The organism is Paraburkholderia sp. BR10882, from assembly GCF_040948855.1.
Taxonomy (GTDB): Bacteria; Pseudomonadota; Gammaproteobacteria; order Burkholderiales; family Burkholderiaceae; genus Paraburkholderia; species Paraburkholderia nodosa_A.
This window is the reverse complement of record NZ_JBFPKP010000019.1, coordinates 56,945-76,297: the sequence shown is the minus strand read 5'-3', so window position 1 is coordinate 76,297 and position 19,353 is coordinate 56,945. Positions and strand designations below refer to the sequence as shown.

At 64.2% G+C, this 19,353-nt stretch carries 17 protein-coding genes; all 17 read right to left on the bottom strand.

From position 1 onward, the window contains the following. Positions 1-249 precede the first annotated feature (249 nt). Entirely contained in the window at positions 250-1,770 is a 1,521-nt protein-coding gene (locus AB3X99_RS32905) for an MFS transporter (RefSeq protein WP_368619299.1), read from the bottom strand. Between the two features lie 77 nt (positions 1,771-1,847). Continuing rightward, positions 1,848-2,384 carry a GNAT family N-acetyltransferase gene (locus AB3X99_RS32900; RefSeq protein WP_368619298.1) on the bottom strand — a complete coding sequence of 179 codons (537 nt, stop codon included), beginning with the start codon at positions 2,382-2,384 and terminating at the stop codon, positions 1,848-1,850. Positions 2,385-2,540: 156 nt separating this feature from the next. After that, positions 2,541-3,764: an acetylornithine deacetylase gene (gene argE, locus AB3X99_RS32895; RefSeq protein ID WP_368619297.1), complete on the bottom strand. Its 1,224-nt coding sequence runs from the start codon at positions 3,762-3,764 to the stop codon at positions 2,541-2,543. A 78-nt stretch (positions 3,765-3,842) separates the two neighbouring features. Further along, positions 3,843-4,187, bottom strand: coding sequence for a DUF3088 domain-containing protein (locus tag AB3X99_RS32890; RefSeq protein ID WP_368619296.1), 345 nt, complete (start codon positions 4,185-4,187; stop codon positions 3,843-3,845). 104 nt (positions 4,188-4,291) lie between these two features. Continuing rightward, a complete protein-coding gene (locus AB3X99_RS32885) occupies positions 4,292-5,332 on the bottom strand; it encodes an LLM class flavin-dependent oxidoreductase (RefSeq protein WP_368619295.1) in 1,041 nt (346 codons plus the stop codon). Positions 5,333-5,359: 27 nt separating this feature from the next. After that, positions 5,360-6,328 carry an ABC transporter substrate-binding protein gene (locus AB3X99_RS32880; RefSeq protein ID WP_368619294.1) on the bottom strand — a complete coding sequence of 323 codons (969 nt, stop codon included), beginning with the start codon at positions 6,326-6,328 and terminating at the stop codon, positions 5,360-5,362. Then, positions 6,328-8,121, bottom strand: a complete 1,794-nt coding sequence (locus AB3X99_RS32875) for an amino acid ABC transporter permease/ATP-binding protein (RefSeq protein WP_368619293.1) — start codon at positions 8,119-8,121, stop codon at positions 6,328-6,330. The genes AB3X99_RS32880 and AB3X99_RS32875 overlap by 1 nt, the downstream gene beginning before the upstream one ends. A 32-nt stretch (positions 8,122-8,153) precedes the next feature. After that, on the bottom strand, positions 8,154-9,476 hold the full coding sequence (locus AB3X99_RS32870; RefSeq protein WP_368619292.1) for an LLM class flavin-dependent oxidoreductase: 1,323 nt from the start codon (positions 9,474-9,476) through the stop codon (positions 8,154-8,156). 34 nt (positions 9,477-9,510) lie between these two features. Further along, positions 9,511-10,512: an LLM class flavin-dependent oxidoreductase gene (locus tag AB3X99_RS32865; RefSeq protein ID WP_368619291.1), complete on the bottom strand. Its 1,002-nt coding sequence runs from the start codon at positions 10,510-10,512 to the stop codon at positions 9,511-9,513. 135 nt (positions 10,513-10,647) lie between these two features. After that, positions 10,648-13,095: a TonB-dependent receptor plug domain-containing protein gene (locus AB3X99_RS32860; RefSeq protein ID WP_368619290.1), complete on the bottom strand. Its 2,448-nt coding sequence runs from the start codon at positions 13,093-13,095 to the stop codon at positions 10,648-10,650. Between the two features lie 707 nt (positions 13,096-13,802). Further along, the gene (locus AB3X99_RS32855; RefSeq protein WP_368619289.1) at positions 13,803-14,231 is read right to left on the bottom strand and encodes an ExbD/TolR family protein; all 429 of its coding nucleotides are present in this window, start codon (positions 14,229-14,231) and stop codon (positions 13,803-13,805) included. Positions 14,232-14,243: 12 nt separating this feature from the next. Continuing rightward, on the bottom strand, positions 14,244-14,669 hold the full coding sequence (locus AB3X99_RS32850) for an ExbD/TolR family protein (RefSeq protein WP_368619288.1): 426 nt from the start codon (positions 14,667-14,669) through the stop codon (positions 14,244-14,246). 45 nt (positions 14,670-14,714) lie between these two features. Beyond that, the gene (locus AB3X99_RS32845) at positions 14,715-15,524 is read right to left on the bottom strand and encodes a MotA/TolQ/ExbB proton channel family protein (RefSeq protein ID WP_368619287.1); all 810 of its coding nucleotides are present in this window, start codon (positions 15,522-15,524) and stop codon (positions 14,715-14,717) included. Between the two features lie 77 nt (positions 15,525-15,601). Continuing rightward, positions 15,602-16,297, bottom strand: a complete 696-nt coding sequence (locus AB3X99_RS32840; RefSeq protein ID WP_368619286.1) for an energy transducer TonB — start codon at positions 16,295-16,297, stop codon at positions 15,602-15,604. 155 nt (positions 16,298-16,452) lie between these two features. Then, entirely contained in the window at positions 16,453-17,382 is a 930-nt protein-coding gene (locus AB3X99_RS32835; RefSeq protein WP_368619285.1) for an ABC transporter substrate-binding protein, read from the bottom strand. Positions 17,383-17,424: 42 nt separating this feature from the next. Next, on the bottom strand, positions 17,425-17,976 hold the full coding sequence (locus AB3X99_RS32830; RefSeq protein WP_368619284.1) for a GNAT family N-acetyltransferase: 552 nt from the start codon (positions 17,974-17,976) through the stop codon (positions 17,425-17,427). Positions 17,977-18,210: 234 nt separating this feature from the next. Further along, entirely contained in the window at positions 18,211-19,212 is a 1,002-nt protein-coding gene (locus AB3X99_RS32825; protein WP_368619283.1) for a succinylglutamate desuccinylase/aspartoacylase family protein, read from the bottom strand. Between the last annotated feature and the right edge of the window lie 141 nt (positions 19,213-19,353).

The following is a 19,353-nucleotide window of genomic DNA, read 5'->3' as shown; positions in this document are numbered from 1 at the left end:
CGTCATTGCCTAGCCCGCACCATCGATGACGCTATTTCAATAATCCTTCGAAACGGCTTGCGGTCCGGGACATGCTTACCGGCAAGGACAACAACTGCAACAGCTGCGTCGAAATGGAGATTCGACCCGCGATCCTCCTTTCCCTTGAGTTTGTCGGACGCTATGGGCAGCATGAAGCGAATATTTGCTCCCCTATCTTAAATCTGTGGATCACGTGAGCCCATTCTCGCTCGCGCCACGTTACCATGTTCAGCACACGCGGGACTCCTCGCGCCGTCGGCGAAGCAGATCGGCAACGGAAGCGAGTCCCGCACCAGCCGAAAACGCAAGCGCGAGCCCCAACGCCCCTGCAAGGCCCATCCGGGACGACGTCGTGCCCGTGCGGGCCGCCGCACCGATCAGAATTCCGCTCCCCCACGACATCGCGACTGCACTGGCAAGGCGTTGCGACAACTGGTAGAACCCGGCGGCCACGCCGCGGCCTTCGCCTTCGCCCGTCACAGCGAGGCTCATCGCCTGGTTTGGCGCGTGAACCAGCCCGCTTGCTGCGCCTTGCAACAGGCCGAGCAACGGATATGCGATGAAAATCGCTTCGCGCGGCAACCACAGCATCGCCGCACCTTGCAGCGCGGTGAACACGGCATAAAATCCGATCGCGCACGTCACGCCCGCTCTCCCGCAACGCTCCATAAATCGCCAGCTGTACCTCGAGGCCGTCATCATGCCGAGTGCGCCCGGCACCGTTAGCGCGGCAAACACCGTGGGGCCGATGCGAAGGTTGTCGAGGAAATACAAAGTTGTAATCACGCCAATCGTGAGACCCGACGCGAACTGCCCCATCGCGACCAGTGTGCCGAGCACGTAGCCGGGAGAACGCACTAGCCCTCGCGAGAGGATCGGCGTGCCGCCGTGGCGTCCGTAAAACCATTCCCAGCCCGAAAAGAGCAACGGTGCGGCCACCGCCGCACAAAGCCAGGCCTGTGACGAACCGGAAGCCGCGCGCGGCGTGACGAGCGTTGCGCCCATCAGCGCAAACGTAGCGCCGCTCAGCAGGAAAAGCCCGGGCACATCGAGCGAAAAGCGCCGACCGGCTGGGCGACTGCGCGGCAAATGCCGCCAGGCAAGCACGAAGGCGGCCACACCGAACGGTACGTTTGCGAGGAAGAGCAGACGCCAGCCGCTCGAATGCGGCGCCCACGCAAGCAACAAGCCGCCGAGCACCGGCCCGGCCGCCGCCGCGAGACCACCCGCCGACGCATAGCGGCCGAGCGCCCGAGCGCGGGTCAACCCATGAAACTGATCCTGGATCAGACCGAGCACCTGCGTATTGAGCATGCCCGCTCCGATGCCCTGAAGCAGTCGCGCGGCAATCACGGTCGATGCGTAGTTCGCGAGGCCTCCGAGCACGCTGCAGCTCGTGAAGATCGCCAGGCCTACAAGAAAGAGCAACCGCCGCCCTATGATGTCGCCGAGCCGGCCCGCAGGCACGAGCGCTATGCCGAACGCCATCGAGTACACCGAAACGATGAGCTGCAGCTGCGCGGCCGACGCGTGCAGCGTGTCGCGCAGCCGCGGAACGGCCATGGTGAAAATGCTCTGGTCCAGCAGCGTCGTGAAGCCCACGGCCACGCAGATGCCAAGAACGAGACGCGCCTGCGTATTCGGTGGATCGTTCACGACACGGCCGGTCTCGCGGCGCGGCGCGACCGTGGAGCGGCGCTTGCGCAGAGGCAGCAGCCGGCCCGGCGTAGTCCTCGACGAATCCGGCATGTCAGGTCCGCTCGCGCGAGTGCGCAACATTCCTGCCCGGCGGGCCGCTTGTCAGCATCCGGCCGGCCCCACGCGCTTCAAACCCCATCCGCTCGCTCCGTGCTCGGCAAAAGCTTCTCGAACAGAAAGCCCGGCGGCGCGTCTTCGCCAAAGTCATGCGCCGAAAGCAAGGTGTAGCCGCTCGCGCGATAAAGCGCGATGGCTTCCGGCTGCCGTGGTCCTGTGCCGAGGTACACGCGCGTATAGCCCTGACGCGCCGCCTGTGCCTCCAGTTCGACGAGCACGCGCCGTGCGAGCCCCTGACGGCGGCAGTGCCGGCTCGCCCAGATGCGCTTGAATTCGGCGGTGCCGGGATCGGCGTGGCGCATGAACGCCCCACCCGCCACGGCCACGCCGTCGCGCAACAGCAGCACGAACGCGCCATGCGGAGACGCGAACGCATCGTCGGGATAGCGCGTCATTTCCGCTCGCAACGCTTCGGCCGGAATCACATCGGCATAGCGCGAGCCGTATTCGTAGGTCAGTTCGTCGAAAAGCGGACGCGCACGCGGATCGTGCACCGACACGTAGACAAAGCGCTCGGCCACGCCAGTGGAAGGCAAAACAGCAGCCATGTGTCAGCCCTCCACGCGCGCAGGACGGGGCAGCAGGAAACGTCCCGCGCATGAACGCAGCCACGGCGCGGCCTGCGCAAACAGGAGTTGTGTCATGGGATGGTCAGGAAGAAAGCGTGCTCAGGCGTGTGGCATCGGGCACTGCGCTTACCGCCTTCATGCGGTTTCGCCCGTGCGGGACTCCAGTCCCTGAATGAGCCGCTGGAGAAAACGCTCGCCGCTCGCAAGCTGTTCGAGCGAAACATATTCGTTGGCGCGATGCGCCTGTTCGATATGACCGGGCCCGCAGACCACCGTCGGAATACCCGCCTGCGCGAACAGCCCCGCTTCAGTGCCATAGGCCACCTTGCGCCGCTGCGGGTCGCCGGTCAGCGCCCGCACGAGTTGCGTGATGGCCGCCTCTTCGGCCGCGTCGAGCCCCGGAGACGACGACATCCGCCTGAACTCGATGGCCGCGTCCGGATGCTCGGCGCGCATCTTTGGCAGCACGTTTTCGCGCGCCCAGTTTTCGATGCGATCGAAGACCGCCTCAGGCGCCACACTCGGCAGATTGCGGAATTCGAACGAGAAGCGGCATTCGGCGGGCACGGTGTTGATCGCATTGCCGCCTTCGATGAGACTCGTCTGCGCGGTCGTGTACGGCACGTCGAAGAGACCGTCGAAGGGGCCCTGCGCGCGAAACTGGTCGGCAAGATCGCGGATGTGGCAGATGAGCCGCGCCGCATACTCGATGGCGTTCAGACCATTCGGTGTCAGCGAGGAATGTGCTGCGTGACCGCGCACGCAGCACTGATAGGTGTGGATGCCCTTGTGCGCGATGACGGGCCGCATTCCCGTCGGTTCGCCGACGATGCAGCCGGCGGGACGCAGCCCTCTGCGCCCAAGCTCGGCGATCATGTGCGGCGCGCCCACGCAGCCGAGTTCTTCGTCATACGAGAGCGCGAAGTGCACGGGCTGCGAGAGCCGCGCCGCGCGGATCTGCGGCAACAGGGCGAGCGCCGTGCCGATGAAGCCCTTCATGTCGCAGGTGCCGCGTCCGTACAGACGATCGTCGCGCACGACTGGCTGAAACGGGTCGCTCTCCCACTGCTGGCCGGCCACGGGCACGACATCGGTGTGCCCCGAAAGCACGATGCCGCCGTCGAGCGCGCCGTCATGTGCGGGCACGGTGGCGAAGAGGTTCGCCCATCCTTCCCGCCGGTCGTGGATCAGCGTCGCTTCGACGCCCTCGCGCGCCAGCGCGTCCCTCACGGTCTCGATTAGCCCCAGGTTTGGCACATGGCTGGTGGTATCGATCGCGACGAGTGTGCGGACCCAATCGAGGGTCGCCTGCGAAGGCGCGTTCGCCGCGTGCATACGCGCGGCTGCGTGAACGGACATGAAAGATCCCTGCGGATAGTGAAGACGGAAAACGGATGCAGACGACAGCGCCTCACCGGCGCCAGAAGCGGGGGGAACTCAGTGCACCCTGGGAAAGCCGTGGCGTTGCGCGAGCAGCGCAAGGATGCGCTTCGGGTCATTCACGAAGTGCCGCTCGCCGAGCGTTTGTGCATCCTCAGGCAACGGATGCTCGTCACCCAGTACGAGTACCGGCAGTCCCTGATGCGCTTCGTCGAGCACGGCGACGACTTCCGCCCGCGGGCGAGGAAACGCCACGCGCTTCACGTCAAGCCGCGCGACTCGCACAGGATCGCTCGCCAGCAGCCCTTCGATAAGCGCACAATGCGGACAGACGAACCGCTCACCCGGATGAGCAGGGTCAGTAAAACCAGGTTCCAGCAACAACAGCAGATCTCGAGTCATGTTGAACGAATACTCCGTCTCGTAGTTCAGTAGAGCAAACGATTGTCGCGCTCTACCCTGAAACCGGCTACGAACAAATTGCGCCAACCATTTCTGCGCTGCTGCTAAGCTGCGACCGCCCTGCGGCTTTCCGCGCGTTGCCAGCCGAGTTCGGGCGCGATGCGTGTGGCGAAATCGTCGAGAATCTGGCGGTAGAACGTGAAAGGGAGGTCATAGGGCAATTCAAGTCTCAACTCGTTGACTTGGGCGAGCACCGGGTCGGCACTGAGTTGCGTCAGGATCTGGTCTGCCGTGCCCACCAGATCCGGCACGAACAGCGTACGGCGCTCGCCGTGCGGCGCGAGCGTGCGCGCGTGACGACTCTCGGCAAACGCACGGTAGTGCTTGCGCGTCTGCCTATCCGCGCCGTCTATCGGGACAATCACGCGACCGAGTGCGATGCGGGGCGGCCGGCTCTCGCTCCAGTGGGAACGGAATATTTCGAGTTGCCGCAACTGCGCCTCGCGGTAATCGTCGGTGCCCTCGCCCGTCGTGATGTTGCCGATGAGCAGGTTGAAACCGTTGCGGGCTGCCCACTCCACGGAACGGCGTGAGCCGCCGCCGTACCAGAGCCGCTCAGTGAGGCCCGGCGCGTAAGGCGTCACGCGCGGGCGCACGCGGCCGGCTGCCGATTCGACAAAGCTGCTCTCGTCGCCGAGCCACTCGCCCGCCAGATTGCGGCGCAAGCGGGCGACCCGCGCATAGGAAAAGTCGATCTGTCCGGGATCGACGTCGAAGAGCCGTTCGCCCAGCAGTGGGCCGTGCGCCGGCGCACCCGCGCTGAGCCCCACGAGCAGCCGCCCGTGCGAGAGCACGTCGACGGTCGCGAGGTCTTCGGCAAGGCGGAACGGATTCTCGTAGCCCATCTGGATGACCGCCGCGCCGAGCCCGATGCGCGTCGTGCGCTGGCTCGCCGCCGCTAGAAACGTCGCCGCCGACGAAACCGCGTGCTCGAGGTGGCGCTGCCTCACCCAGGCGCTGTCGTAGCCCGCCGACTCGCCGAAGCGGAACAGCTCCAGCGAATGCTCGAAGCTCGCACGCGGCGCTTCGCCGTCGTAGTTTCCCGGCGTCAGAAATGCAATGTGATCGATCTTGACTGCAGCCATCCGAGGTGTCTCAGGTTCTATTCGTGTTCAGGCGTCGCGCAGCCCGGGCGGGTTGGTTTCGGACCGAGCCACCGCTTCGGTCTCCAGCCCCCAGCGCGCGAGCGACGCGCGATACTGGCCGCCGCGTATCAGGCCGTTCGTCGCCGCGGTGAGCACGGACGCGAGGCCGCTGTCCTTGCGCGTGGCGATCCCCACGTCCGCCTTGTACGGCCAGCCCGCGTTGATCGTCCCGACAAGGCGGATGCCGCCTTGTGTGGCCGCCGCGTACAGCAGCGGGGCGTCCGGGTTAAAGACGGCATCCACGCGCTTCGCCAGCAGCGCGAGACGGATCGAGGCGAAATCGTCGTAGTACGAAAGTTCGGCGCCCTTGAGCCCCTTTGCTTCGTTTTGCCGGTTCCACTCGAGCAGGATGCGCTCCTGGATCGTCCCCGTATCGGTGGCGATGCGCAGGCCGGCAATATCATGCGGCTCTCGGATCGAACGAATCGCGCTTTCGTTTGCGACATAGAACGCGTGCAGGCCGAGCCGGTAGGTCGTGAAGTCGAACTTGCGCTTGCGCTGCTCGGTCACGCCGACGTTCGAGATCACCGCGTCGTACTTGCCGCTGCTGAGCCCGAGCGGCCAGTCGGCCCACGCAATCGGCACGAGCTGGAGCGTGAGGCCGAGCGCGTCGGCCACGAGCCTCGCGTAGTCGGCATCGGAGCCGACCACCGTGCGCGCGTCGGTCGCGTAGCTCGCGATGGGCGCGCCGAACGGTGCGATGGCCACGGTGAACGCACCGGGCTCGACGAGCCGCAAGCCGCCGAGCGCGCTCGCGGCCTGCGGATCTTTCGGTGCGCGCACGCGTCCCGCCTGCTGCGGACTGAAATCGAATGATGGCGTCGCAGCGCGAGCACCGCGCGCGCGCCACACCAGCGGCGCCGCCGCAACCGCACTCAGCGCGGCAACGAAGCGGCGTCGCGTCACGAGATTCGCACGTGCATTGAGCGGCTCCATCACAGCACCTTCGAGAGAAATTCGCGCGTGCGGGGATGCGCCGGACTGCCGAGCACCTGCGCGGGCGGACCCGACTCCACGACCCGCCCGCCGTCCATGAACACGATCGTGTCCGCCACTTCGCGCGCAAAGCCGATTTCGTGCGTAACGATGATGAGCGTCGTCCCCGAGCGCGCCAGTTGCCGGATCACGTCGAGCACTTCGTTCACGAGTTCGGGATCGAGCGCGGAGGTCGGCTCGTCAAACAACAGCACCTTGGGCTTGAGTGCGAGCGCGCGCGCAATCGCCACGCGCTGCTGCTGCCCGCCGGAAAGCTGGCGCGGCCACGCGTCCGCCTTACCGGCCAGGCCTACACGCGTGAGCAGCGCACGCGCCTGCGCTTCGGCCTCGGCGCGCGGCACGCCAGCGGCGAGTTGGGCTTCGACCACGTTTTCGAGCACGGTCAGATGCGGGAAAAGGTTGAAGCTCTGGAACACCATCCCCACTTCGGCGCGCCGCCGCAGAATGTCCTTTTCCTTCAGCTCGTAGAGCGTGCGGCCCTCGCGCCGGTAACCGACGAGTTCGCTGTCGATGTCGATGAAGCCGTCGTCCACGCTTTCGAGGTGATTGATCGAGCGCAGCAGCGTCGACTTGCCCGATCCCGACTGGCCGAGGATCACCGTCACACTGCCCGAGGGAACCGTGAGCGAGACGTTGTCGAGCACCTTCAACGTCCCGAAGCTCTTCGAAACGTTATGAATGCCCACCCTGCCGCCCACGCGCCGCTGCGCCCAGCCTGCGTCGGCAGCGCGGGATTCGGCCGCGTCAGCTTCAGGTGCAGCGTTGGAATGCGCCCGGCGCGCATCGCGCAAACGGGCGAGCCACGCGCCTAGCGTCGAGCGCCTGACCTGCGTGCGCGTCGCGCCGCGCGCATAGTGACGCTCGACGTGCACCTGGATCGCTGAAAGCGCGGTCAGGATGACGAGGTACCAGATCGTCGCCACCATCAGCAGCGGAATCACCTCCAGATTGCGGTGGTAGATGATCTGCACCGTATAGAACAGATCCGGCATCGCGAGGATATAGACGACCGATGTGCCCTTCGCCAGCCCGATCACGTCGTTGAACGCGGTGGGCAGCACGGCGCGCATGGCCTGCGGCAGCACGATGCGCAACGTCTGGCGCGTGCGCGGCAAGCCCAGCGCCGCCGCGGCCTCGCGCTGGCCGTGATCGACCGAGAGGATGCCGCCGCGAATCGCTTCGGCGGCGAACGCCGCGTGATTGAGCGAGAGGCCAAGCACAGCGGCCAGGAACGGTCCGATCAGGTCGGTCGTCGGCGCGCTCAGCAGCGTGATGTGCGTGAACGGCACACCGATCCACACCGTCTCGTACAGGTAGCCGAGGTTGTTCAGCAACAGCAGCAGCACGATCGGCGGGATCGAGCGGAAGAGCCAGATGAAGGCCCAGGCACAAGCGGCGAGCAGCGGCGAATGCGAGAGCCGCGCGAGCGCGAGCGGCACGGCAAGCGCGAAGCCGATAGCGGCGGCAAGCGCGGTCAGCACGAGCGTGCGTCCGAGCCCCTCCAGCACCGGCTCCGCGAAGAACCACTGCGCGAACACATGCCAGCCCCAGCGCGGATTGCCCAGCACCGAGTTGAGGACGATGCCGATCAGCACGATCGCCAGCACCGTGCCCGCCGTGCGGGCGCGATGACGCGCCGGCACGACGCGGTAGTGGGCATAGTCGGGTACGTCCGCACCCGTGTGGCCGCCATGCAGCGGCGCGGTTGAAGCAATCTGGGTGGTATCGCTCATGATCTGGGCTTCCTGCGCGGCGGGTCAGTCGGTCATTGCGCGTCGGCGAGCGCGTAGCGGCTCTCGCGCCGCGGCAGGCCCAGGTGATCGCGCAGCGTCTTGCCATCCAGACGGCGGCTATAGCGCCCGCGGGCTTCGAGCACGGGAATCACGTGCCTGACAAAGTCGTCGAGGCCCTCTGCCTGCACGGGGAAGCCCAGAATGAAGCCGTCCGCGGCACCCGCGTCGATCCAGCGGATCAGTTCGTCGGCGATCTGTTCGCCCGTGCCGAGAAACTGCGTCTTCGGCGTCGCCACAGCCAGCGCAACTTCGCGCAACGTACTGCCATCGCGACGCGCTTCCGCCTTGATGCGGTCAGTGGTCGAGCGGAAGCTGTTGGTGCCGAGTTCGCCCAGATCCGGGAACGGTTCATCGAGCGGGTACTGCGAGAAGTCGTGATGCTCGAAGAACCGGCCGAGATAGGCCAGTGCCTCGTCGATATCCAGCAGGTCTCGGATTGCCTCGTACTTCGCTTCGGCTGCGGCCTGCGTGGCGCCCACGATCGGGCCGATGCCCGGAAAAATCTTCACATCGGTCGGCGCGCGGCCGTGCCTGACCGCACTCTCGCGCACGCGCTCCGAAAACTCGCGCGTCTCTTCGAGCGATGGCGAATGCGTGAACACGGCATCCGCGTACTTTCCGGCCAGATCGATGCCTGCATCCGACGAGCCAGCCTGGAAGATCACGGGCTGGCCCTGTGGCGAGCGCTGGATGTTGAGCGGCCCCGCGACTTCGAAGAAACGCCCCTTGTGGTCGAGCGTATGAAGCTTGTCGCGCTCGAAGAAGCGGCCCGTTGCGCGGTCGCGCACGAATGCGTCGTCGTCCCAGCTGTCCCAGAGTCCCTGCACGACGTCGAGATACTCGTCGGCGATCTCATAGCGCAGCGCGTGGTTCGGATGCTCGCCGCCGTAGTTCTTCGCGGAGCCTTCGAGCGGCGACGTCACCACGTTCCACCCAGCGCGCCCCCCGCTGATGAGATCGAGCGACGCGAACTGCCGCGCCACCGTGTACGGATGGCTGTAAGACGTGGACAGCGTGCCCGCAAGCCCGATCTTCGACGTGGACGCAGCGAGCGCGGACAGAATGGAAATCGGCTCGAAGCGGTTCAGGAAGTGCGGTATCGACTTCTCGTTGATGTAGAGACCGTCTGCCACGAAGGCGAATGCCACGCCATTTTCCTCGGCCTTCTGTGCGATGCCGGTGATGAAGTCGAGATTGACGCTTGCATCAGCGGGGCCGCCCGGATGCTTCCACGCGTTCATGTGGCCGCCGGGGCCGTGCAGCATGATGCCGAAAGTGAGGTTACGCTGAGTCATGTTCGGGTCCGTCGAGCAGGATTGAAAGGAGAGATCACGCGCGAGCCGCGACTGCTGCGCCCGCGAGACGTTCGACCGAGGCCAGCCGCAATGCGTAGTCGGCCACCGGTGTATCGATGACGAATTCCTCCACGCCAAAGCGTGTGTGCAGTGCGTCCAGTTCCGCGCGCACCTCGTCGGCGGTGCCGGCGATCACGTGCGGATGCAGCTCATCGAGGCGGTAGTCCGAGACGCCGGTCTGCCGTGCGAACTCCGCCGCGGCCTCCGGGCTCGGCAGGTTGACGCTCTGGCCCGTGGCCAGCTGCAGCTTGAAGATGCGCAGTGCGCCAACGTGCTTGCGTGCCTCCGTGCGCGTCGCCGCCGCAAACGCAAAGAGCGCGAGCAACGGAGCGCGACCGCTCGCGCTCCGGTAAGCATCGAGCGAACGGCCGATGTTGGCTTCGTCACCGTTGAAGTGGCCCGCATAGCAGAACTGCCAGCCGTGCTGCGCGGCGAGTCGCGCACTGTCCGGACTTCCGCCGAGCAGGATGCGCTCAGGTGCTTCGGGCGGCGCCGGCAACGCCACCGCACCCGCGAGCGGATGGTCTTCCGCCACCCCCCACTTCAGGAACGCATCGAGTTCCGCGAGCTGATGCGGGAAATCGGGCTTCTTCGCCTTGTCGTGGAACCACTGGAGCGCGCGCGTCGTGAGCGGCAGCCCGCCGGGCGCCTTGCCTATCCCGAGATCCACGCGGCCTGGCGCAAGCGAAGCGAGTACGCGGAACGTCTCTGCGACCTTGAATGGGCTGTAGTGCTGGAGCATCACGCCGCCGGAGCCCACGCGAATGCGTGACGTGTGCGCGAGCAGATGCGAGACGACGATCTCGGGCGCGGAACTGGCGAGACCAGGCGCGCCGTGGTGCTCGGCGATCCAGTAGCGCCGGTAGCCCAGCGCCTCCGCGCGTTGGGCGAGCTGCACCGTGAACTGCAATGCCTCGTGCGCGCTTCCGCCTTCCGCGATTGGGCTTTTGTCGAGAATTGAAAGGGACCAGCTCATGTCACTCCCTTTCCATGCACACACGGCGCATGGAGGAAACGGTTTCAGTTAATCCGCTCGAGTATCTTCTGGTCATTATGTCCACGGACCACGAAGAAACGTACGAGCGAATTCTTCTATGCATAGTCATCGACGTCAGAACTGATAGCGCGCGCGCAGGTAATAGAAGCCGCCATTCACGCCGATCGTCGAAGCGAACGCGTCGTACTGCGCGCCTTCGAGCTGCGCCTGGTACGGCAGCTTCGTCGGGTAGACATCGAACAGGTTGTTTGCGCCTACAGCGATCTGGAATTTCTTCGTGACGTCGTAGCGAACCTCGACATCCGTGACATAGCGCGCCGCGTTCTCGACGTGAATAAACTGCGTGGTCGAGAATGCATTGGGCCCGGAAAAGTAGGTCCCCTGGCTCGAAGTTTCGCCAAAGCGTGTCTCGTGCAGGGTTACTGTCCACTTGTCGCGCCGCCACGTACCGCCGATGATGATCTTGTTCTTCGGCGTCGAAGTCGTGAGCCAGCCGATCTGCTGTGCATTGAGTGCCGGTGCACCGTTTGCGCCCGTTGCGACATGCGTGACGGACGTCGTGTTCAGGTTCACACCGAGATCCCAGTCGACCTGCCCGTAATGGCCCAGCCCCATGTGCCAGGTGCCCGTGAGATCGAGGCCGCGTGTGCGCGTGCTGGCCCCGTTGGTGAAGTAGCTTGCCGATACCGCGGAGGCCGGAATCGAGCTCGGGACCGACAGCCCGGCCGCCTCCATCGCCGCGATCGCCTCGGCACCGGAGGCTGTGCCGCCGAGCACGATGCGGTTGCGGATGTCGATCTGATAGACGTCGAGCGCGAGGTGGATGTTGCTCGTCGGAGTGAGCACGAAACCCACGTTAAAGTTCGTCGATTCTTCGGGCTTCAACGCCTGCGCGCCAATCAGCTTCGCGGCCCCCGAATTCGCTGCGAGCAGGCCGCTCGCCGAAGCCGGCGACACGTTAATGTTCGTGTAGTACTCCTCCGCGAGCGACGGTGCACGGAAACCCGTGCTTACGCTGCCGCGCACCGCCACGGCCGGCGTGAAGTCGTACCGCGTCGAGATCTTGCCGTTGGTGGTGTCGCCTACGTCGTTGTAATGTTCGTAGCGCCCCGCTAGATCGATCTGCCACTTCGGCGTAATATGCGTCAGGAGATCGATGTATGTACCGATCACGTTGCGCGAGTTGTCGCTGGCGCTCACAGGCGCGAGACCGGGCAACGCCTGCGCGCCGCCATAAACATAAGAGGCCGGGTCGCCTGCGCCCACCGTGTAAGTCTCGCGGCGCTGCTCGAAACCGAATGAGAACTGCACCGGCGCCGGAAGCAGCGGCAGCTCGAATGCGCGCGAGAAGTCAAGGTTGTTCGTCAACTGCGTGTTGCTGATCGTAGCGAGGTGGAACGACGTCGGCGTATAACCCTGCGCCGCGAACAATCCGGTATTGGCCGAATCGACCATGCCCAGCCTGCTATGGTCGCCGCCATAGGTCGTGCTGAGATCCCACGACCAGCCGAACAGGTTTTCGCCCTTGGCGCCGGCCGTGACCGAGAAATCGTTCTCGTTGATCGTCTCCTGCGGCACGAACCCGTTCGGATAGATCTCCGGCAGCACGAAAGGCGGGCGAAAGTTCTGATAGGCGCTGGCGTTCCGGTGTCCGTACGTACCGAAGCCGTAGAGCTGGACGTTGTCGTTGAGGTAGTAGCCCGAGTTGAAGCCAACCAGTTCGCGGGTGCTCGACGGGTCGCCTTCGATCGGATTGTAGTAACCGTGCCCCGGCGGGAACGTGCCGAAGTAGTCGTCGGGTCCCGTGCGCACGGTGTGGTTCTGGCGCGCGTATTCCGCGCTCAGGTTGAGAAACCCTTTATCACCAAGATTCAGCCCGAGATTGGCCGACGTGGTGTTCTGGAGGCCATCGCCTGCGTAGGTCTGCCCCGTCGTGGACTCGATCTCCCCGCCGCTCGACGCGCGCCGCAGAATGATGTTGATGACACCGGCGATTGCGTCAGAGCCATATTGCGCCGCCGCGCCGTCGCGCAGGATCTCGATGTGGTCGACAAGCGCGACCGGGATCATGGACACGTCAACGCCCGTCGAGCCCTGGTTGAGCCCGCCGTCGAGCGCAATGTTCGCCGTCGAATGACGGCGCTTGCCGTTCACGAGCACGAGCACGTGATCGGGGCTCAAGCCGTGCAGCGAGAGCGCGTCCGTGAGCACGGCCGCGTCCCCGGCGTAGGTCTCGCGCACAATGGAGGGCGACAGCTGGACGAGCGCGTCGCGCAGATTGCTCTGCCCGGTGGAGCGCAAACGCTCGCCGGTGATGACGTCGACTGGCGTCAGGCTCTTGCTCGCTTTCGTGTCCGTGCGCGTGCCCGTCACGACGACCGTGTCCTGCTGCACGGTTTGTGCCGCGCCGGAACGCTGTGACGCTGCACTTTCAGCCCCCGGAGCCGCCGCGTTCGTCGGCGCGCTGGCCGCAGCGGCCGGACCCGCCGTCGCTGCGGCGTCCTGCGCGAGAGCTGCACCGTTGCACGCGACGGCCAGCACCGCGAACGACAGCACCTTCATGCGTACCCCGTGATGGCCCTCACCGGGCCTTTTGATTCTGGTTACGTGCATCATTATTCCAATCGGTAGCAGATCTATCTGGAGGAATGCCGTCACGCCGGTCGAGGCGTGCGACATCCCCTGGCTGACGTTTGGCCATCGAGTAGTACGGGTGGAAATACGGCCTGATGTGTGGCGGTGTCAGCCGCCGGCCCGGTTGCCTATCGCCCTGCCGCGCGTGGTCGCGGCGGCGACAGTGCAGCGCCATCGAAGGAGGTGGTCATTGCCGCCGCAGTCGGCGTGGCGAACAGGCTGGACACGAGAACAGGGTGTGAATCGAAGACGCAAATATGGCAATTTATAATTTCTTTCATTTGTATTGCTAACTAATATTTCGATTTCTATTTCAGCCGCACCACAGCACATCGATTATCGCTGGAGGGGCAATCCCGATCCGGGCTTTCCAGCTTCCCATGTCGCCAAGGCTGAATTTCTATGCGCTTCGCATTGTCTGCGCGTGACTGGAACAATAACAGCGTTGGCTTACCATAATTAACTAATCATTTCACGCATCGATATTCCCGATAATCGCGATTTATATGGCAAGCGAAGTCATTGCACTTTTAATGACGCCACCTGATCGGCCAGTGCCTGGATAACCGGAAAACTCGACGCGTTTGCAGAATGGCCGCGAGACTTTCCCCTGGCGTCGTGTAGCCATTCCATCTTCATTGCACATACTGCTCGTTGCCGATAAGCCCGATCCTGGTCGCGCCCTCGCGCTGTGCCGCCGCAAGCACACCGGCAACGGCGCTGTACGGCGCGAGCCTGTCGGGGAGCAGATGAATCTCCGGTTGATCAGCCTGCCCTGCCACCTGCACCATATGTCGCTCGAGATCGTCCCGGCCCGCAATCGGCGCGCCGTTCCAGGTCAATGCTCCATCGGGGCCCACATTGACCTGCACCACCGGAGGCGGCGCGGTTGGCGGCGGGTCGCCCACGGGCAGATTCATTTTCACCGCATGCATCTGGATGGGAATCGTGATGATCAGCATGATCAGCAAGACCAGCATCACGTCGATCAGCGGAGTCGTATTGATATCGACCAGCACGTCCGGCTCGTTCGCTGACTCCGTGGAACTCACATTCATGCCCATTACCGGCTCCTCTTACCCGCCACGGGCGGGCGGCTGTGTGATGAACGAAATTTTCGCGATGCCCGCACGCTCGCACGTGGTCACGACTCGGCCGATGAATTCGTAGCGCGTCGTCTGGTCTCCGCGCACGTGAACTTCGGGCTGGGGATTTTTCTGCGAAACGACCTTCAACCGGTCGAGCAGCGTTGTCCGGTCTATGCCCTGCTCGTTCCAGAAAAGGCGACCTTCCTTGTCCACCGCGATTTCAATGCTGTCGGGTTTCGTCTGTAGCGGACTCACCGTTTCTTTCGGCAACTGGACCGGCACCGTATGTGTAACGACCGGGATCGTGATCAGAAAGATGATCAGCAGCACCAGCATCACGTCCACGAGCGGCGTGGTGTTGATCGCCGCGATGACCTCATCCTCCGGGCCGTCCTGCCCTGCATTCATGGCCATGGTTTCACTCCAGGCGCGTGCCGCGTTTAGTTGGCTAAGTTGGTTTTAGTTGGCGTTGACGACAGCACGCACCGGGCGCTTGCGGCCCGAGAGCAGCACCGTGTGCAACTGGGCCCCGAAAGCGCGCACGCGCTCCATCAGGGACTTGTTGCGACGCACGAGAAAGTTGTAGCCGAGCACCGCGGGGACCGCCACGGCGAGCCCGATCGCCGTCATGATGAGCGCTTCGCCTACCGGCCCCGCCACCTTGTCGATCGATGCCTGACCTGCAATGCCGATGGCAGTCAGCGCGTGGTAGATGCCCCAGACGGTGCCAAAGAGCCCGACGAATGGCGCGGTCGATCCCACGGTCGCGAGGAATGCGAGCCCGTCCTGCAGGCGGTTCGATACATTCGCCGTGGAGCGGTCGATCGAAACCTGAATCCACGTATTGCGGTCAACCTGTTCAAGCAGCACCTCGTCATGATGATCCGCTGCCTCGATCCCCGTTTCGGCAATGAAGCGGAACGGCGAATTGCCGTCGAGCCCGGCAACGCCGACGGCGAGCGACGGCGCACTCCAGAGCTGCTCGTCCGCCGATTTCGCGCGCCGGCTCGCGCGCGCCTGCTCGACGAACTTGGTGATCATGATGTACCAGCTGCCCATGGACATCGCCACGAGTACGAGCAGGACGAATCGGGCGACGAAATCGCCGTTGGCCCACAGCGCACCCAGCCCGTAGGGATTGACGGCCTCTGCTCCCGCGGCCGCATTGCCAGCGTCGGCCCATGCGCCTTGCGGCGCAAGAAGAACCCCGATGGTAGCGGCCGGGATCAGCACACGTGCTGCCATTGCTGCAAAAGTAGACTTCTTCATGGATGCTCCAGATAAGACTCCCCACGCCCGCGCCTGGGAAGGAAGATCAGGCCAGCCTCAAACCGGGCGCGCAGCGCTCAGTTGAGGTTGAACGAAAATGGAACGCGCACACGCACGGCCTCGCCTTGCGACACGCAGTTGAACTTCTTCACGGTGTTGAACGCAGCCCGGTTGAGGACGGGATCGGCGGCCTGCTCGACCTTCTCGTCCGTCACGTGACCCTGGGTGTCCACCACGAACGAAATCACCACGTCGCCCGTAATGTTGTTGTCCTGCGCTTCCTGCGGGTAGACCATCGAACGGCGCACTGCGTCCGAGTTCGGGCACACGACGCCCGCCTCATGGCTGACCGGCTTCGCGGGCGCCGGCGCTTCCACGGGCGCGAGTGGCGCAGGCGGTGGCGCGACCGGCGTGGGTATGGGCGCCGCCTGATGCGAAATGACTGGCGCGGGCGGCGGCGTCACGACGACCTCGGGCCGCGGGACGAAGGGACGGGGGCGCGGTGGCACCGGCTTGGGCGGCGCGAGCTTGACGACAGGCACGGGTGGCGGCACTACCGGCTTGACCTGCTCGATGATTCGCACCTCCACAGGCTTCTGGATAATCTGCACGACCCTGGTGGCGAGCCCGTTCATCAGTGCCCAGATGAATATGATGTGCAGCAGCAGCACAAAGCCAATGCCCGCATAGCGCCGCACGGGGCTGCCCGCGCGTGCACCGTACTGTCGCGGACGCGCCGCCCACTTCGCCGCTTCCAGAACTCCGTCCGACATGAAATGCTCCTTCACGACACGTCAGGTTGCGGCGTGACGCATGTATTCGATCGCGCCCACACCAAAGCTGATTTTTACTTAGTCATGCAAATGACAATAACGGTAACGTCGCCGCAATTGCGCCTGGACGCGGCCAGACGAGCCGCGTCTGCCTGTCAGGTCTTTGGCAAACCGGGCGGGTTGGTCGCCGCGCGATCAATCGCTTCCGAGTCGAGATTCCAGCGATCCAGCACTTGCCGATACTTGCCGTCGTGAATGAGGTCGTTGAGCAGTTGCGTGAGCGGTGCAGCAAGCCCGCTGCCCTTGCGGGTGGTGATCGCCACTTCCGCCGTACGCGGCCAGCCTCCGCTCACGGTGCCCACCAGCCGCGTCTTGCCCTGCACCGCGGCCTGATAGGCGAGGACCGCATTGACGCTGAAGACCGCGTCGGCGCGGCCCGATTGCAGGGCAACGATGCGAACGGCTTCATCGTCGTAGTACTGCACCGTGACCGGCTTCAGGCCATGCGCCACGTTTTCCTTGTCCCATTCGAGCAGCACCTTTTCCTGATTGGTGCCCGCGTCCGTGATGACGCGCAGGCCAGCAATGTCCTTCGGCTCACGAATGGACTTGATAGCGCTGTTCGATTTCACGTAGAAGCCAAGCTCGTCGCGGCGGTATGTCGAGAAGTCGAACTTCTCCTTGCGCTCTTCGGTGACCGTCACGTTCGAGACCACGGCATCCACCTTGCCCGATTGCAGTGCAAGTGGCCAATCCGGCCAGGCCAGGGTGACGAGCTTGAGCTTGCGGCCAAGACCATCCGCTACAAGCTGCGACAGGTCCGGATCGAAGCCCACGACGGTTTTCGCGTCTGTTGCGTAACTGCTGATGGGCGGCAGCGCCGGCACGATGCCGACGGTGATAGTGTCCTTTTCCGCGAACGCGAAGTTCGGCGGGACAGCCTTGACGGCTGCGGCATCGGGCGTCGCGCGGATGCGGCCCGGCTGTTGCGGGCTGAGGTCGAACGTCTGGGCCGCGGATGCGAGGCCGGCAGCGGTCAATGCGAGCGCGCCCGCAAGCACGACAAGAGAACGTTTGAAAGTCATGTGGTCTCTACGAATGAAGTGGAAAAGGGCCGTACAGCGCAATCACCGATGAGCACCGAGCGGCTCGCGCGGGCGCAGATCATCGAGCGTTTTGATCGACTGCGGGTTCAACAGGTCTTTGGCAAATGGCAGATGCACGTGGACTTCGGGTGCGATCGAGCGATCAAACAGCGGGGCGTACCCGGAGTCGAGATAGAGGCCCCACGCTTCCGGCTGTTTGAAGCCGGTCGTGAGATAAACGCGACGATAGCCCTGCCGCAACGCGCGCGCCTCCAGTTCTTCCACGACGCGGCGCGCGAGACCCTGGCGGCGGTGGTCCGCGTGGGTCCAGATGCGCTTGAGTTCCGCGGTGTGGGCGTCATAGCGCTTGAACGCGCCGCCGCCAATCGTCTCGCCATCACGCTCCACCACGATGAAGGCGCCCTCCGGCGGCGCAAACAGCTCCGCCGGGTAACGCGCCAGTTCCTCCGCAGCGGAAGAAGCGCTATCACGGCGAAATTCACGGTAGCGCGTCGCGTACTCGAGTTGCAGCGCGTCAACCAGCGGCTTCGCGACGGCTTCGAGTGGTGAAGTATCGATAATGCGGTAGCTCATGTTCGTTGCGTTGGAGGTGGACGTCAAAGCCAGCCGCCTTATCGGTTCCTTGAGTCTCGCGGCTTCCGATATTGCGGCGTTGAATCCGAGGTAAATACTTATCGAATTGTCTGCAAGATTAGCCGTTCGCCTCCGCGCTAAAAACCAAGCAATTCGAATAACTTTATTGTGTTTGCCTATCCGTCTTTTAATGCGTCATTTTCGCAATTTGATTGCCACAATCGACTGCCCGATTCACGATTCGACGGGTTCGGCCAGATGGAACAGGCAGTCGCCACGCTGAACCGCCGCGACCGAACGTTGGCAGACGACCTCGCCATCCGCCTCGAATGACACCGTCACTGGCTCGCGCAGCGGCGTATCGGGAAAGTGAATGCGTGCCGCGGCTTGCCCGGCCCGTACCTGGTCGCCCAGTACGACGAGCGGTTCATAGACGCCGCGTTCGTAGGCATAGACGTAGTGATGCGCGCCTGACACCCGATAGAAGCGTGTCGGACCAGGCGCCTCCTCCGGCACAAGTGGGCCGCCAAGCACGCCGATCGCGCCGAGCAGATGCAGCAAACCCTGACGCGCCTCGCGCAGCAAGCGCGGCTGCACGGCGCCCCCGCCGCCCAGTTCCGTCACGATCGAGAGCGCGCCCTGGCGCCGGGCCGCGGTCGCAGAATGCAGGGGATTCGGCGCATGGAGGTATGCGCGCGGCAATCCGAACGCGGTGAGCAACGTGCGCAGCCGGTAGTTTTCCGCATCATCGCGAGGCTCGATGGCGAGCATATTCGCTCCGTGATAGAGCAGCGAGCTGCCGCCGGAATGAAGATCGACGAGGTACTGCGCGCGGGCGAGCAATGTGTGCTCGATGTAATCAGCGATGATTTCGGTTGGTGTGCCCTGCGGGTTGCCCGGAAAGCTGCGGTTCAGATTGCCGCCATCAAGCGGCGACGTGCGGAGTCCCGCTTCGGCTGCAGGAAAATTCGCCATCGGCAAAAAGATGATCTGGCCGCTTACCCACTGCGGCTCGATTTCGCGCAGCAATTGCGAAACGAGGATTTGCCCTTCGTACTCGTCGCCATGATTGCCGGCCATGAGCAGCACGACCGGGCCGGTGCCGTTGCGCACGGAACCAATCGGTATCGGAATCCAGCCATACGCCGAGCGATGAACGGAATGCGGCAATCGCAGATAGCCGACATGGCGGCCTTGCGCTTCAAAATTGATTTCACTGCGAATGGGGTTGGTCATGGTGTTCCTTGTCGCGCCAGTTGCCAACGCGGCATCACGAACACTCGTGACGCCCGTGGGCATTCTGACTCAGGGACCTGCGAGACGCTACGAAGCTTTAGACGAATCAATATATAAGCAGGAAGCACTGCACACGACGCC